This is a genomic window from Paenibacillus donghaensis, assembly GCF_002192415.1.
In the GTDB taxonomy this organism is placed as follows: domain Bacteria; phylum Bacillota; class Bacilli; order Paenibacillales; family Paenibacillaceae; genus Paenibacillus_AQ; species Paenibacillus_AQ donghaensis.
In genome coordinates this window covers 7102932-7117864 of record NZ_CP021780.1, presented here as the reverse complement: position 1 = coordinate 7117864, position 14933 = coordinate 7102932, and the positions used below count along the sequence as shown (strand labels likewise).

The following is a 14933-nucleotide window of genomic DNA, read 5'->3' as shown; positions in this document are numbered from 1 at the left end:
GGCGGTCTGTTAGCTTACTGTACGCGGGCGCTCCATCCGGCCAATCCCAGGCATCTGCAGGCTGGACCATTCAGGATGGAAATGATCGATCCGGCTGACGACAATCGTCATATCATCGAGGATCTCATTGCCCTGGTAGCGGATGACCTTCTCCAGCAGGCTGTCGGCCATATCCTGAGGGTCACTGCCCTCCAGCTCCTGAATCAGCCGCTTCATCCAGATCTCTTTATTCACAGCATAGCCGGGCGCATCATAGATCCCATCAGTCATCATAATCAGAATATCCCCGGGACGAAGCTGCATGCTGACCAGATCCACATCAATGTCCTTGATGATGCCAATCGGCAGATTGCTTGCGGTTACAGGAATCACCTCGCTGCCGCGCCGGATGAAGCTGGGAGCAGAAGCGATCTTCATAAATGTGGTCTGCGCCGAATACTGGTCAATCAGCGCCATATCCACGGTGGCATAGAACTCGTCCGGCGAGCGCAGCAGCAGAATGGAGTTGACCGACTTCACGGCCAGCTTCTCGTCCATGCCGGACTGCAGCAACTTCTCCAGCATCCCGAGCGCCGCACTGCTCTCCATCCGCGCCCGCTCGCCGTTGCCCATCCCGTCGCTGATGGATACGGCAAAGGTGCCGTTGCCCAGCTCAACCGTACTGAAGCTGTCGCCCGAGAACATGTCCCCTCCTTTGGCAGCTCCGGCCACTCCGGTATTCACTTCATAAGCCTTGGCCGAACCGAAGGTGACCATGGACAAGCCTTCACGCGGATGGACTGCCGTCTCACTCATCACAGCAATATTCTCATCCAGGATGTCCGAGAGCAGCGGGGCAATCATTTTGCGGCACTCATCGAAGCCTCGTGTATAGGCGTGAACCACCTCAATCTCCACCCGGCCGGGTTCGAGACTTAGAATCTCAATGGCATGAATGGATAACCCCAGTTTCTCCAGCGCCTCACGGATCTGGCCCTCCTGGCGGTACATCGCCTGGCCCTCCCGTTTGATCTCCTTGGCCAGGTCCTCCATCACCTGGGACACTCCGGACAATTGCTCGGCCACAAATTGGCGGCTGTCGTATATTTGTCTCTTCCAGCGCATATCATGCTGGTACAGATCATATTGGCCCTTCATGACCTCCAGCACTTCGCCCGTCTTACCGCAGATCCGGCTCCACTCCGGCGGCAGCTGGGCTGCGGTAATATCCGGGCATTCCTCTACTGTTGTCATCATATCTGTCATATATCGGTAGGTCTGATAGAACTTGGAATCCCAGCAATGACTCTGGCGGATGCAGCCCTTGCAGGCGCCCTCTGTTACCGTATTCATGAAGTCCTCCATCTCGCGGTCCGTTTTGCCCGCTTCGCTCGCCCGTGGAATCTGGCCGAAGCTGCTGGAGAGCTGGCGGAACACCTGAGAGAATTCCGTCACCCGGTCAGCCGTCAAATCCCTTACCCTTCGGGCATATTCATGCTGTGTACGGCTATGGTCAGCCGTACCCGGCACATATTTGGCAATGGTCGAGATCATCCCCTTCGGGGTGATCAGGAACAGCAACACGGCGGCGCAAGTCTCCCAGGTGGAGGCCATCATATCACCCGGTCCGGTGAAATAGACCGATAGAATCGTAGAGCCGAGCAGCATGCCGATGGACACGGCCCCTTTGCGCCCGCCCTGCATCATCCCGGCCAGCATGCCGGAGAAGGCCAGCAGGCTCATCTGATAGATGGCCCCAATATCGGCCAGACTGAGAATCAGTCCGGTTACGACGCCCACAGCAGCCCCTAGCGGTGCACCTCCGGCCATCGCGAACAGCAGGATGAGGAACCGGGAGAGAATATGCTCCAGCGACAGCCCGTTCACGGTCCAGCCCACCAGGCCGGTCATAACCGAAGCAAGGAGAATGATCAGGCACAGCACCTCTTCGTTCCGCAGGGCCCGGCTTTTTTGCTTATAGATGAGCAGCGGAAGCGCCTGCACAAATACAAGCGTCAATACGAATCCCAGCATGGCATCGAGACCAGTCATCATCAGCGGATACCAGGTTATGGAGGGGCCGAGCACAATCTGGAACAGTCCGACCATAAAGGAGGAGACAAACACCATCAGCGGCGCATAAGACAGGTCGATCTTCTGGAAACTCTCCATCCCTTTATAGACCAGGAAGAAAATAATCAATTCTGCCGTAATCACCAGCCCGCCGGGATAAGGGGTAAACAGACTTCCGGCAATAACCGCTCCGGCCACCAGCAGGACAGAGTCCTTGCGCATGAATACAATGACCGCGAAAAAAGCCAAGGCAAACGGTGACAGCTCGTCCAGAATCATGGCACGTCCCAACAGAAAGCCCATCAAGCTCAGCAGTACAATCCATTTTCTAGCGGCTGCGAGCTGAATGGCCGGCTGTCTCAGGGTCCAGGCTTTTAACCGCGCACTCCAAGCCCCGCCTTGAACCTTCTCCTCATTTTCTACTCTTGTCCACTCCGACAACTGCACCACATTGGTTTTTCCCATTTCCCCTGCACCACCCGTTTAGAATTTTATGTTCCCCATTATATAGCGGGGCGACTGAGAAAGTTTGTCAGAAATGGAGAGGGGATCATAAGAAATTTCCGACAAAAAAGCCTGCGCCGACATTCTGTCAAAAAGCCTGCGCAAGCCTTGCACCGCCAGCGCTTGAGCGCTTCAGAGGTATAGGTGCCGCAAGCGTCCGCGCAGAAAGTCCGCAGCCATTCGTCAGCGATTGCCCCGGCATGATGTGAAAACAGCAGTGATCCTGTCGGCAATTTGTGGGTCACGACAAAAAAACCGCAAAGAGCAGTTACGCCCCAGCGGTTATTGATGATGTGCTATTGTTCAGTTATACGCGTTTGGCTCCACGGCCTCCACGCTTTCCTTCTGTGTTCTTCTTGATCGAAGATATCCGTTCTTCGCTGTCTTTCAGGAACCGTGACATTTTATCCTCGAATGAAGGTTTACCGGCTGCAGGCTTGAATGGACGCCCACCCCGTTCACGATTGAATCCTCCACCACCGCCGCCACCGCCGCCGCCATTACCGCCACCGCCGCCGAAACGGTCTCCACCGCTTGGACGTTCAGGTCTTGGAGCTCTGGGTGGACGTACTTCCGATGCCGGCTTATCTACAGCCTGCTTAATGGAAAGTCCGATCTTACCATCCTTGTCGACGTTGATCACCTTGACTGTTACTACATCACTGATCTTCAGATGATCGTTGACATCCTTGACGTAATTATCGGCGATTTCCGAGATGTGAACGAGACCTGTGACACCTCCCGACAAATCCACAAATGCTCCGAAATGCGTGATGCCTGTCACTTTGCCCTCTAACTTGGTGCCCACTTCAATTGCCATAGAATAAAATGATCCTCCCTTAAAAATATACAGACGAATATTAAGGTCATCCTGTCTGCGGTGATTTGATTATACAGTAAAGAGCAAGGCAAGGCAACAGAGCTAATGCCTGTTTTGGCAAGCTTTATTACTCAGATTGCTCGGTTCTAATCGCAGTTTCCCCTTCAGGGTAGATATTGTACCATTTCCGTGCCAATTGGCCGATATACTCATCATCATTCAGCCGTGACACTTCATATTTCATTTGATTCAGGGCAGCCGTAACATTGCTTTGGCTTTCCTGCTTCTTCTCCAGCTGTACGCTCTTCTCAGCGATGGCGGCACTCTGGGCGAAGAAGGTGTACCCGGCCCAGCCAAAGAATACTGTTACGAAAAAAATCCAAATGAGTCTTCTTCTTTTTGCGCCTGCGGCTGAAGCCTTTTTGTTGTTCTTTTCTTCCGCAGAGAATCTGCTCATGCTACCGTACCTCCAGTTTAAGGTCAGCGTTTCCATCGTTTCTTAATCCATTCAGAGCATCTCACGATCCAGGCGCTGTGAGCCAGCCGCAACCATTGCGGAGAGATCCACCTTACAGGTAATACCCAGATTGGCTTGGATAGACGCAGTAGAAGCTTCAGTATAAATATCAGAATGCGCCCAAGCAGCAGCAGCAAGCCTCTTACAAGGCGCCACAGCCACAACAGCGGCACACCTATTATGGCTACCAGAAGTCTCCACACCAGCCTGCAGGCATACTGTACTGATTGAATTAACATTACCACAAAACGCCGTATCGTAACACTGAAGAGCAAAAAATAGATCCATACACCTAGAAAGAGGCCGAGAAAGACATAAAATCTCAATTCTCCCTGATTTCCAGCATAAAGCATACGAAACACAAGCAATGCTGCCCATAGCCAATACAGCAAATCCAACAAGGCATTCAGCCATTTGGGGAAGCTCAGCTTGAGCGACAGCACCCGGTAGCTGTCATAGGCCACTCCCATTGCTGTCCCTGCCAGTATCATATAGAGCAGGGTAATCCACTGGACTGCGGGATTCATTTAAACAGCTTGTTCAGAAATCCCTTATTTTTGCCCTGCGCTCCGGGATCAAGATAAATCAGGGAATGGACGTTGCCTTCCAGAGACAGCAGCCCATTCTCCAGACTTAGGTTTTTGATATGTAAATGATTCCCGCGAATGGTGAGATGGCCAAGCTCCGTACTAAGCAGAAATTCCTCACTGTCAAAGCTCTCCACATTCTGTACGCCCGTCAGCTCCAGCTGCTTGCGGCTGCGCATGTGCACATCATGCTGCTTCAATCCTTTTACCGGCTCGATCATAGCATGTACCCCTCCTTCTTATCTCTAATCTATGGCAGGAGCACACATTATAGAACAAGCCCTGAATTGAAAATAAACACAGCCAGCTGACTGCACAGAAAAAGGCGCACTTCACTATAGCAAAGTTGCGCCTTCTTCTTTTATACATAGTATGCCTTCAGTCAGATTACCAGTCCAGGTCGTTTTTCTTGGCAACGGCTTCTTCCCGCACCAAGGTATACATCCCGGCAGCTTCATCCTTGCGGGTGGTTTCAAGCAGCTTCTCCACTTTTACCGTAATCAGCTTCTGGCCAAACTGCACCGTAATTTCATCGCCGATCTTGACGCCGCTGCTTGGCTTGGATTCCCGTCCGTTGATCAATACCCGCCCCTGCTCCGATACATCCTTGGCTACAGTCCGGCGCTTGATCAAACGCGACACCTTCAGAAATTTGTCGAGACGCATTAGTTGACGGCTTCTTTGAGCTTGTTGCCTGCCTTGAATGCAGGTACTGTCGATTCAGCAATCTCAATGGCGTCGCCAGTCTGCGGGTTGCGGCCTGTGCGTCCGGAGCGCTTGCGGGTTTCGAAGGTTCCGAAGCCGATCAGCTGTACCTTGTCTCCCTTTGCCAGAGCTTCGGTGATTTCACCAAGGAAACCGTTCAATACTGCTTCTACATCTTTTTTGGCCAATCCGTTTTTCTCGGAGATGTTGTTTACCAGATCTGTCTTGTTCATAATTTAAAGTTCCTCCTAGGATACGAAAAAATAAATGAAACGAGAGTTACCGCCAAGTAACAGGCCACAATCTTCATTTCGTCTTTATGATATTCTTGATGCGGTGCCTAAATCCTGCCACTCTCCGTCATTTTTTAAAAATATAAGGATTTATATATTCTACGCTTATAAAGCGTCCTTCTATTTCTCGCTGAAACGTCCCGTCCTTATAAAAGGACGGCGCAACCGTTTCTACTTGAAAAAAGACAGGCTGTTTCGCGTAAAAGCAGGCATTTATCCGACATTGCACTATAACAATATAAACCAAGTTAAGCTTCTTTAATCAGCGGCTGCCTTGTCTTTACCAGCATTGCCGCAACTGGGACCGCCTATACTTTTCCAGAAGAAGAGTTCAGGGCTTAGCGGCGCGCTCCTGCAGCTTAGCTTCCTGCCATAGAGCTTCCATCTCTTCAAGGCTGCTGTTCTCCACCGTACGCCCCTGATCACGCAGACTCTGCTCAATGAACCGGAAGCGGTCCACGAACTTGCGGTTGGTGCGGGTCAGCGCCTCTTCGGGATCAGCTCCGATAAACCGCGCCGCATTGGTGGCGGCAAACAACAGATCGCCCAGCTCCAGCAGCTGCTCCTCCGCAGGGGCCCCGCTCTCAATCGCCTCCTGCAGCTCATCCACTTCCTCACGGATTTTGGCTAGTACATCCTCTACCTTGTCCCAGTCAAACCCAACCTTGGCGGCCTTCTTCTGCAGCTTGTAGGCCTTCATCAGCGCCGGCAGATCGCGGGGCACGCCGCTCAGGGCAGACAGCTCCTCCGGCTTCACACCCAGACGCCGCTTCTCCTCAGCCTTCATGCTCTCCCAGCTCTGCAGCGCCTCCTCGGCATCTCCAGCCTGCTGATCGCCAAACACATGGGGATGGCGGAAGATCAGCTTGTCATTCAGGCCTTCTATCACATCATAGACACTGAAGGTTCCCAGTTCCTCTTCCATCTGGGCGTGCAGCATAATCTGCAGCAACAGATCGCCAAGTTCCTCCTTCATATGATCCGGGTCATCCTCATCGATCGTTTCCAGCACCTCATAGGTCTCTTCAATCAGATTCTTGCGCAGCGAGTCATGGGTCTGCTCACGGTCCCAGGGGCAGCCCTCAGGGCTGCGCAGGATATCAACAATCTCGTGCAGCCGGGCGAAGGTGCGCTTCTGCAGCTCGGCTGAGCGGTTCGCCGGCACATATACCAGCGACAGGTTGCCGTACCCTTCCAGGCGGTCCAGCTCATAGAGCGGCACCTTCACGATGTCCTCCTCGCCTTCAACACCAAGCGCATGGCCGACCACCACTTCATAATCAGGCGGATACAGCTCCATCAGGCACAACTTCGTCTCCGAGGCCGTGAAGCTGTCATAGACCTGCCCGATCAGCGTGTGCAACTGCGGCTGCAGCTGCGAGAATGAAATGCCGGAGGCATCCAACAGCTGAAAGCCCTCAATCGGATCAAAGCCAAGCCGGACAAAGGCTTCATCCAGGAAACTCTCGCCGCCCAGAATCTGCAGCTCAATCCCTTCGCCCGGGCAGCGCTGGCGCAGCATGGATACCGCCGACTCAGCTACCATGGGGTGGCCGGGAACGGCGTATACCAGCTCTGTACCGTCTGCAGCCGCTGCTGCTTCCTTCATCAGCTTATCGGCAATCGCTTCGTATACCTCGGGGAACGAGGATAAACTCTCATACAGCCCGTCGAAGGACTGTGATTCGATGCCAAGCTCGGTCAGGGCGGACATGACGGGATGCTCCTTGGTCCGCACATAGACGGCGGATGCCGTCTGCAGCTTCTTGACGATCCCCAGTGTCAGACGGTCCGGATTGCCGGAGCCGAGTCCGACTACGGTTAATGTTGCGCTCATGCTTCTTCCTCTTTTCTATATGAGCCTGTCGCCGGTTGGACCGGCCAGGCTTCTTGATTCATGGTAATCGGCGCCCACCGTCTAACGCAGCAGACGCAGCTTCTTCAGCTTGTCCGCCAGGGACGGGCCGAAGCCCGGAAGCTGGCGCAGCTCGCTCTCACTGAGCAGCCGCAGGGCCACGGCCCCGACGGCGAAGACCACGCCACCCGCGCAGACGCCCAGCAGGCTCTGCGCGAGACTGGCCATGCGGCCGCCGCCGAAGCCGGCCGCTTGTAGAGCAGCGCCGCCCGCCCAGCTGGCGGCGGCCGCAGCCACGGCGAGGCCCGCTAGCAGCAGCGCGGGCCGGACCAGGGCATCTGCGAAGCGCAGCCGCAGATGGCCCTGGCGGTAGAGCAGCAGCACGTTCAGCGCTGCTGCGAGCAGATGCGCGGCCACGCTGGCGATGGCCGCGCCGGTAATGCCCTGCTGCGGGACCAGCAGCAGGTTAAGGGCCGCCTTGAGCAGCGCGGCGGCCAGCAGGTGCAGCGCCGGCGCGCGCACGATCCCGAGACCTTGCAGCAGCGCGGCCGAGATAATGCTCAGCGTGCCGCCGACAGCGGTGAAGGCGAGCCAGGCCAGAGTGGTGCTGCCGGCGGCATCGCCGTACAGCGCCACGTTGACCGGCACGGCGAGCACCGCCAGACCTACGGAGGCTGCGAGGCCCAGCAGCCAGAACCAGCGCAGCGACAGGCTGCAGCGCAGCTCGATCAGCTTCAGGTCACCCTTGTATTTGGCTTCCGCCAGCGCGGGAATAAACACCACCGACAACGAGGTGGCGATCATCGTGACCAGCTGTACGAGCGGCAAGCCGCGGTTGTAGATCCCGAACTGTACCATGGCGCCCGCTTCACTGCCGCCGGCGGCCAGCACGCGGGGCACCGTAAATACATCGACCAGCCCGATCAGTGGCACGGCCAGTGCTCCCAGCATGACGGGAATGCCATAGGCAAGCAGGTTGCCTATGCTGATTCTGCCGGTACGGGTACCGAAGGATGCTTCCGCTTCAGTAGCGACGGCATCTACAGCGCCGGGCCTCAGAGCCGTAGCAGCGGCCCGGTGATGTCTCCAGTACAGCAGCATCACCAGCAGTCCCGCTGCTCCGCCCCCCGCCGAGCCCAGCATCGCGCCGGCGGCTATGCTCTCTGCGCCCGCTCCGCGCGAGGTCAGCAGCAGGAGCAGCCCAATCATAACGATAACACGCACCGACTGCTCCACGATCTGCGATACCGCTGTCGGCAGCATATTGTGCCTGCCCTGGAAGTAGCCGCGCAGCGCAGCCATCAGCGGCACGACAGCCAGCCCCCAGGCGCTGGTTCGCAAGGCCTCGGTAATATGCGAGTTGCCCACCCAGCCGGCAATAACCGGAGCCCCTGCATAAGTCAGGAGTCCCAGCAGCAGTCCGCTGGCACCGGTAATGGCCGAGGATAAGAGCAGCACCCGCCGCCCTTCCGCTTCCTGTCCTCCGGCCGAGGCTTCGGCCACAAAGCGCGAAACAGCGGAAGGCAGACCAAGCATGGCCAGCGTAACCAGCAGGGTATAGAGCGGGTTGACCGTATTGTAAATGCCGAATACGGCATCACCGCCGAGATTTTGCAGCGGAATTTTCTGGATAGTACCAATAAGCTTGGACAGAATTGCTGCAGCGCTGAGTATAAAGGCGCCTTGCAGCAGCTTGGATGCTTGAGATTCGGGTTTCATTCATTTACCTGCTTCTACTGCTATGATGGATGGAATTTCTATATTATAACGTATGTATGCCTCCCTTGCAGCCGCTTTAACACTGTGAAACAACAAAAATCCCGCCTCCTTCGAATATAAGTCCGAGGGAAAAAGCGGGATCAGGGCTCTTTCGGTTATTGCTCCATCTGTTTGCCCAAAAAAGCGGCGGCAGTTTCAGTCATTTTGACTTCCATCTGTGACATCTTTACCGAATCATCCTTGTTTAGCATCACTACACAACCGATAGGATCCCCCCCGGATATAATAGGTGCGACTACATATGAGGACACTGGCTCCGGATGGTCTTTACCGATTTCATAGCTTCCTCCGTTATTTTCCAGTACCGTTTTACGGCTATCCATGACTTTCTCCAGCAATATCCCCACTTGTTTCTCCAGATAATCCTTCTTGGAGCCTCCAGCCAAGGCAATAAAGGTATCACGGTCAGCAATCATGGTAATATGACCTGTGTTCTCATATAGAGACTCTGCGTATTCCTTGGCGAAGTCACCCAGCTCACCGATTGGCGAATATTTCTTCAGAATGACTTCACCATCACGGTCCACAAAAATCTCCAGCGGATCACCTTCCCGAATACGCAAAGTGCGTCTTATTTCCTTAGGGATAACCACCCGTCCGAGATCATCGATACGGCGTACAATTCCAGTAGCTTTCATTTCACATGTGCCCCGCTTTCTTAAGAAGTATGGTGTAACAACTACTGTTCATATGGGAAAGGATAATCCCAGTGATTTGTTTTGATATCTGACCATAGTATTCTTCTCTTCCCAATTCCTTATACATAAAAGAAAAAAGCCGCTCCCCCCGATATGGGGAGAGCAGCTTGTCCAATGGTGCTGTAGAGTAAGTTATGGAGCAGTTGTTGCCGCAGGAGCTTCTGTTGCCGCTGCAGCGCCTGGTGCGGCTGTGGCTTCTGCGCCCGGTGATGCGCTTGGAGCGGCACTGGCTTCTGCACTTGGAGCTGAGCTGGCAGCGGGGGAACTTTTAGGCAGATCAATTTTCTCAATGATGCCCGGCAGTTCCTTCTCCATGAAGGTCTCCAGGCCCTTGGAAGCGAGCGAACCCTTAATCTCATCCTTCTGCTCTTCGGTCAGCTGGTCGAAGGTCTTCTCTGTGCGCGAGTCCACCTTGATCAGATGGTATCCGCCGGATGTGAGCACCGGATCACTGACCTTGCCCAACTCGAGTGTCTGAGCGGCTTTTTTGAAAGGTTCCTCTACAAAATATCCGATCGTTCTGTCCTTGTATTCTCCACCGCTGTCTTTGGTCGCGGTATCGTCACTGTATTTCTTGACCGTTTCAGCAAAATCACTGCCGCCATCCAGTGCTGCCTTGGCTTCACTGGCCAGCTTCAGCGCGTCTGCCTGGCTGCGTTCCTTGCCTGCGGAATCCTGCAGGCCAATCAGCAAACGATGCAGACTAACTGCGGTGAAATCGCCTTTGGTCGCTTCAAATTCAGCAGTAACCTGATCATCGGTCACCTGGAGAAACTTGTCCTGATATACAGTCAGAATCCGCACCATATAGCTCTGCAGGTCTTCTTCCGTAATCCCTTGCTCCTTCAGTGTACTCTCGTAGGTATCCCCAAGACCCGACTTCATCTTGTTCAATTGAATCTCGACCTTTTGCTCAGCTTCCTTCTTGGATTCATCGCTAGCCTTGCCGGCCAGATATTCAAAAGCAATCTCTTGCTCCAGAATCTTCTCTTTGTTAGCATCAATTTCCAAATATAGGGACTGATCAGGAGAGAGGAACTTCATCACACGTTGATCGGTGTCGAATTCCTTCTCGGTGATGGTCCCTCCTGTATAAGTGGCAACAGCAGTGCTTGTATCTTCAGCGTTGCTGGCGTTGTTATCACTGCATGCAGCAAGCATGGAGAAAGAAACGGCGGCAGCCAGTGAAACCAGCAGCACCTTCCATGACTTGGTTTTATTTAACGACATTGTGTAGTTCTCCTTTCGGTTTCAAACATTCTTTGGCCGCTTCCAGGAACTGCTCCAGCAGCTCCAGCAGCTCTTTATCGCCCAGATCCTTGGTTCTGACCCGGATGACCGCTTTGGCATCCTTCTCAAATTGTACACGTCTTTCAAAACGATTGCCAACCTTGGCCAGCTTGGCGGTGTCCAGCGATTGGACAGCTCCTTCGTGGAAGTTCAAGGCTACATCGTCACCGCGTCTGACCATGGAATCCAGGCCATACAGCTTGCCGTAGACCTTCAGGCGGGCCACAGACAGCAGGTTGATTACAGCCTCGGGAAGCTCACCGAAGCGGTCCAGCAGCTCATCCTCAAGCTCTGTGGCATCCTCAAATGCAGCAACAGCAGCTACCTTTTTATAAATCTCGATCTTCTGGATGCTGTCATAGATATATTCCGATGGCAGGTAGGCATCAATCGACAGATCAATGACCGTGTTGCCCTCCTTGAGTGAAGTATCCTCTTCGCCCAATACGGTTACCTTACGCTTGCGGATCTCCTCAGCCAGCATCTGTGAATAGAGATCGAAGCCGACCGAGGCGATGAAGCCATGCTGCTCGGCGCCAAGCAGATTTCCTGCGCCGCGGATCGACAAATCGCGCATGGCTATCTTGAACCCGGAGCCAAGCTCGGTGAATTCCTTGATCGACTGCAGCCGCTTCTCGGCCACCTCTGTCAGCACCTTATCACGCTGATAAGTGAAATAGGCGTAAGCAATCCGGTTGGAACGGCCTACACGCCCGCGCAGCTGATACAGCTGGGATAGACCCATCTTGTCGGCATCGTGTACGATCAGCGTATTTACATTGGGAATATCTACACCTGTCTCAATGATGCTTGTACTGACAAGCACGTCGTATTCACCGTCAAGGAAGTCGAGAATGGTCTTTTCCAGCTCGGATTCAGACATCTGTCCGTGTCCAATGCCGACCCGGGCATCCGGAACAAGCATCGAGATTTGGGCAGCCATTTCCTGAATGCCCTGGACGCGGTTATACAGGTAATACACCTGGCCCCCGCGGGCCAGCTCACGCTCAACGGCTTCACGGGTAAGGGTCTGGCTGTGCTCCACAACATAGGTCTGCACCGGGAAACGGTTCTCCGGCGGCGTCTCGATAACTGACAGATCGCGCACGCCCAGCATGGACATATGCAGCGTACGCGGAATTGGCGTCGCTGTCAGCGTGAGCACATCGACATTGGTCTTAAGCTTCTTCAGCTTTTCCTTGTGGGTAACGCCGAATCGCTGTTCCTCATCGACAATGAGCAAGCCCAGATCCTTGAAGATCAGATCCTGGGACAACAGGCGATGAGTACCGATCACGACATCAACGGTTCCCTGACGAACGGCTTTGATTGTCTCGTTCTGTTCCTTGCGGCTGCGGAACCGGCTGAGCACCTGAATGTTCAGCGGATGATTGGCGAAACGCTCGCGGAAGGTCTCATAGTGCTGCTGAGCCAGAATCGTTGTTGGCACAAGCACAGCTACCTGCTTGCCTTCAATCGCCGATTTGAATGCTGCCCGGATGGCCACCTCGGTTTTGCCGTAACCCACGTCACCGCACAGCAGACGGTCCATCGGCCGGTTCTGCTCCATATCCTTCTTGATTTCCTCAATTGCCCGCAGCTGATCGCGGGTCTCCTCATACGGGAACATCTCTTCGAATTCGTGTTGTTCCTGAGTGTCCTTCTCGAAGCCGTATCCCTGGGCACTCTGGCGCTCTGCATATAGCTTGATCAGGTCATCTGCAATATCCTGCACCGAAGTGCGGACCTTGCTTGTCACCCGGGTCCATTCGTTGCCGCCAAGCTTGTATACCTTCGGCTCCTTGTCTTCCGAACCGACATATTTCTGAATCAGGTCAATCTGCTCAATAGGAACAGACAGCTTGTCGCCTCCAGCATAGAGAATATGCATATAGTCACGGTGAATCCCGCTAACCTCCAGCGTGCCTATGCCCATATACTTGCCGATCCCGTGATTCTGGTGAACGACATAATCGCCTATCTTCAGCTCTGTATAGCTCTTGATCCGTTCCGCGTTGTCAATTCCCTTGGATAGCTTGCGTGCCTTGCGCTGCTTCTGGGAGAACAATTCGCCTTCGGTAATGACCGCCAGCTGGATAGAGGGCAGCTCGAAGCCCGAGCCCAGATTCCCCTGGACAATGGTCGGCTCAGGAATGTCGTAGTCATACAGCACCCGGCGGATCCGCTCCATCCGTTCCTCACCGCTGGCAAGCATCATAACCTGCACACCGGACTTCTGCCAGCGTTCCATTTCCGATTTCAGCACATTCATCTGGCCATGGAAATCCTGCATACCACGGCTGATGAAACCGAGAATATTCTGGGGCTGCACATGCGGAACCTGTCGAAGGAAGATCGACATGAACAGCGTCTGGAACGGACGCTGGTACATGACTACCTCAGCTTCGACCGAGAGCAGCAGCTCAGGCAGGTTCTTGCCGTTCTGCAGCAGATGCAGATTCCATTCCGCTTCATCCCGCTCCAGCTGCTTGGACGTTTCCAGCAGTCTGGCCGGCTCATCCAGAATGAGCAGCGTGTCCTCTGGCATATAATCATACAAATGAGTTCGTTCCGGATATAAGAGACTGATATATTTATAGACCTCAGGAAAATAAGTTCCTTCGCGCAGCATCTCCAGCTCGCGGCCGATCTCTTCACGCAGCCGGATCTTGGCCTGGCGGTCGGTCATCTTCTCTAACTGTTGCTCCAGGAGGGCTGAAGCCTCTGACGAAGCCGCCCTCTGGCGGTGCTGATCCGCGATAATCTCCTTGGCCGGAGTAATCTTCACACTGCGAACCTTGTCAATGGAACGCTGGTCCACCGGATCAAAAGTGCGGATCGAATCCACTTCATCATCGAACAGTTCCACCCGGTAAGCTAGCGGAGAGGTCATCGGATAGAAATCAACAATCCCGCCCCTCACGCTTAGCTCTCCGCGGTTCTCTACCCGCTCCACACGTTCATATCCCATTTCCACCATGGACATTAGGAATTGATCAAGCTCAAGTGTTCCGTCCTGCAGAACCGTCAGTTGGGCCTGAGCCATGACATGAGGCGAGGGAAGCAGACGCCGCACTCCGGAATAGGGAACGACAACAATGCCGCGGAAGCCCTGGGCACACCGGGTGAGGACATCTATCCGCTGGGCCAGCGTCTCGGGACTGGACACGGCAGCTTCGGCAGCCACCAGCTCATTGGCCGGATATAGCAATACCTGATCCGAAGAAAGCGCTTCCTGTAGATCGTCGGCCATTTTTTGGGCCGAGAACATATTATGGGTCACAACCAGCAATGGACGTTCAGTTTCTTTATACAATGCCGCCAGCATAATCTGTCTGGCAGATCCGGACAGACCCGATATGAGCTGTTCCTTCATTCCGGCAGTGATCCCTTGGGTAACAGATTGGAAATCGGGATCCTTGGAGAAAGCTTCTATAAGACCATGTAACAACAGGTGCACCTCTCTTACTGAACGGCTGGAAGCCGGCATTGCCGGCAACCCCGTTATGATGGGAATCGAAAAACAAGCCTCAGCAGTGACGCCAAGGCTTGCGGATGACGATAGAGACAGGCGCTTCCACCTTACTGAAGCGGACTGGCCAGCAGACTGAGCTCGGGATTGTGCTCCAAGGCTTCCTTGCAATAGCCGCAAGTAACCTTTACCGTAATCTCGCCTTCTGAATCATACGCTATTATATCTCTGCGCTCCGCAGGGGTCAAGGACTGCAATCCAAGCCGCATTTCCGCCATATCACTGTGGCCGATGCTTCCCAGAAACGTCCGGCAATGCCTGCATACATAGTTTATTGCCATCTATATGCCTCCTGAAGGTA

At 54.2% G+C, this 14933-nt stretch carries 13 protein-coding genes; all 13 read right to left on the bottom strand.

From position 1 onward, the window contains the following. Window positions 1-9: 9 nt before the first annotated feature. Window positions 10-2517 carry a stage II sporulation protein E gene (gene spoIIE, locus B9T62_RS32275; RefSeq protein WP_087919010.1) on the bottom strand — a complete coding sequence of 836 codons (2508 nt, stop codon included), beginning with the start codon at window positions 2515-2517 and terminating at the stop codon, window positions 10-12. A gap of 346 nt (window positions 2518-2863) precedes the next feature. After that, a complete protein-coding gene (locus B9T62_RS32270) occupies window positions 2864-3376 on the bottom strand; it encodes a S1 domain-containing RNA-binding protein (protein ID WP_087919009.1) in 513 nt (170 codons plus the stop codon). Between the two features lie 127 nt (window positions 3377-3503). Further along, entirely contained in the window at window positions 3504-3833 is a 330-nt protein-coding gene (locus tag B9T62_RS32265; RefSeq protein WP_087919008.1) for an FtsB family cell division protein, read from the bottom strand. 23 nt (window positions 3834-3856) lie between these two features. Beyond that, window positions 3857-4420 (bottom strand): spore cortex biosynthesis protein YabQ, encoded by a 564-nt coding sequence (gene yabQ, locus B9T62_RS32260; RefSeq protein WP_087919007.1) that lies wholly within the window; start codon window positions 4418-4420, stop codon window positions 3857-3859. Next, complete coding sequence (yabP, locus tag B9T62_RS32255) at window positions 4417-4701, bottom strand: sporulation protein YabP (protein ID WP_087919006.1); 285 nt, start codon at window positions 4699-4701, stop codon at window positions 4417-4419. Before yabP ends, yabQ begins: the two co-directional genes overlap by 4 nt. Window positions 4702-4867: 166 nt before the next feature. Beyond that, on the bottom strand, window positions 4868-5146 hold the full coding sequence (locus B9T62_RS32250) for an RNA-binding S4 domain-containing protein (RefSeq protein ID WP_087919005.1): 279 nt from the start codon (window positions 5144-5146) through the stop codon (window positions 4868-4870). After that, window positions 5146-5418 carry an HU family DNA-binding protein gene (locus B9T62_RS32245; RefSeq protein WP_087919004.1) on the bottom strand — a complete coding sequence of 91 codons (273 nt, stop codon included), beginning with the start codon at window positions 5416-5418 and terminating at the stop codon, window positions 5146-5148. The genes B9T62_RS32250 and B9T62_RS32245 overlap by 1 nt, the downstream gene beginning before the upstream one ends. A 391-nt stretch (window positions 5419-5809) precedes the next feature. Beyond that, the gene (gene yabN / locus B9T62_RS32240; RefSeq protein WP_087919003.1) at window positions 5810-7315 is read right to left on the bottom strand and encodes a bifunctional methyltransferase/pyrophosphohydrolase YabN; all 1506 of its coding nucleotides are present in this window, start codon (window positions 7313-7315) and stop codon (window positions 5810-5812) included. 81 nt (window positions 7316-7396) lie between these two features. Next, window positions 7397-9052, bottom strand: coding sequence for a putative polysaccharide biosynthesis protein (locus B9T62_RS32235; RefSeq protein ID WP_087919002.1), 1656 nt, complete (start codon window positions 9050-9052; stop codon window positions 7397-7399). A 155-nt stretch (window positions 9053-9207) separates the two neighbouring features. Further along, complete coding sequence (gene spoVT / locus B9T62_RS32230; RefSeq protein WP_087919001.1) at window positions 9208-9750, bottom strand: stage V sporulation protein T; 543 nt, start codon at window positions 9748-9750, stop codon at window positions 9208-9210. Between the two features lie 192 nt (window positions 9751-9942). Next, a complete protein-coding gene (locus B9T62_RS32225) occupies window positions 9943-11040 on the bottom strand; it encodes a peptidylprolyl isomerase (RefSeq protein WP_087919000.1) in 1098 nt (365 codons plus the stop codon). Further along, a complete protein-coding gene (mfd, locus tag B9T62_RS32220; protein ID WP_087920504.1) occupies window positions 11027-14551 on the bottom strand; it encodes a transcription-repair coupling factor in 3525 nt (1174 codons plus the stop codon). The genes B9T62_RS32225 and mfd overlap by 14 nt, the downstream gene beginning before the upstream one ends. A 131-nt stretch (window positions 14552-14682) precedes the next feature. Continuing rightward, window positions 14683-14913 (bottom strand): anti-sigma-F factor Fin family protein, encoded by a 231-nt coding sequence (locus B9T62_RS32215; RefSeq protein WP_087918999.1) that lies wholly within the window; start codon window positions 14911-14913, stop codon window positions 14683-14685. Between the last annotated feature and the right edge of the window lie 20 nt (window positions 14914-14933).

Coding starts and splice junctions, on each gene's coding strand:
- yabN (WP_087919003.1), bottom strand. CDS start 7,315: ATGAGCGCAACATTAACCGTAGTCGGACTCGGCTCCGGCAATCCGGAC.
- B9T62_RS32245 (WP_087919004.1), bottom strand. CDS start 5,418: ATGAACAAGACAGATCTGGTAAACAACATCTCCGAGAAAAACGGATTG.
- B9T62_RS32215 (WP_087918999.1), bottom strand. CDS start 14,913: ATGGCAATAAACTATGTATGCAGGCATTGCCGGACGTTTCTGGGAAGC.
- yabQ (WP_087919007.1), bottom strand. CDS start 4,420: ATGAATCCCGCAGTCCAGTGGATTACCCTGCTCTATATGATACTGGCA.
- yabP (WP_087919006.1), bottom strand. CDS start 4,701: ATGATCGAGCCGGTAAAAGGATTGAAGCAGCATGATGTGCACATGCGC.
- B9T62_RS32250 (WP_087919005.1), bottom strand. CDS start 5,146: ATGCGTCTCGACAAATTTCTGAAGGTGTCGCGTTTGATCAAGCGCCGG.
- B9T62_RS32265 (WP_087919008.1), bottom strand. CDS start 3,833: ATGAGCAGATTCTCTGCGGAAGAAAAGAACAACAAAAAGGCTTCAGCC.
- spoVT (WP_087919001.1), bottom strand. CDS start 9,750: ATGAAAGCTACTGGAATTGTACGCCGTATCGATGATCTCGGACGGGTG.
- spoIIE (WP_087919010.1), bottom strand. CDS start 2,517: ATGGGAAAAACCAATGTGGTGCAGTTGTCGGAGTGGACAAGAGTAGAA.
- B9T62_RS32270 (WP_087919009.1), bottom strand. CDS start 3,376: ATGGCAATTGAAGTGGGCACCAAGTTAGAGGGCAAAGTGACAGGCATC.
- B9T62_RS32235 (WP_087919002.1), bottom strand. CDS start 9,052: ATGAAACCCGAATCTCAAGCATCCAAGCTGCTGCAAGGCGCCTTTATA.
- B9T62_RS32225 (WP_087919000.1), bottom strand. CDS start 11,040: ATGTCGTTAAATAAAACCAAGTCATGGAAGGTGCTGCTGGTTTCACTG.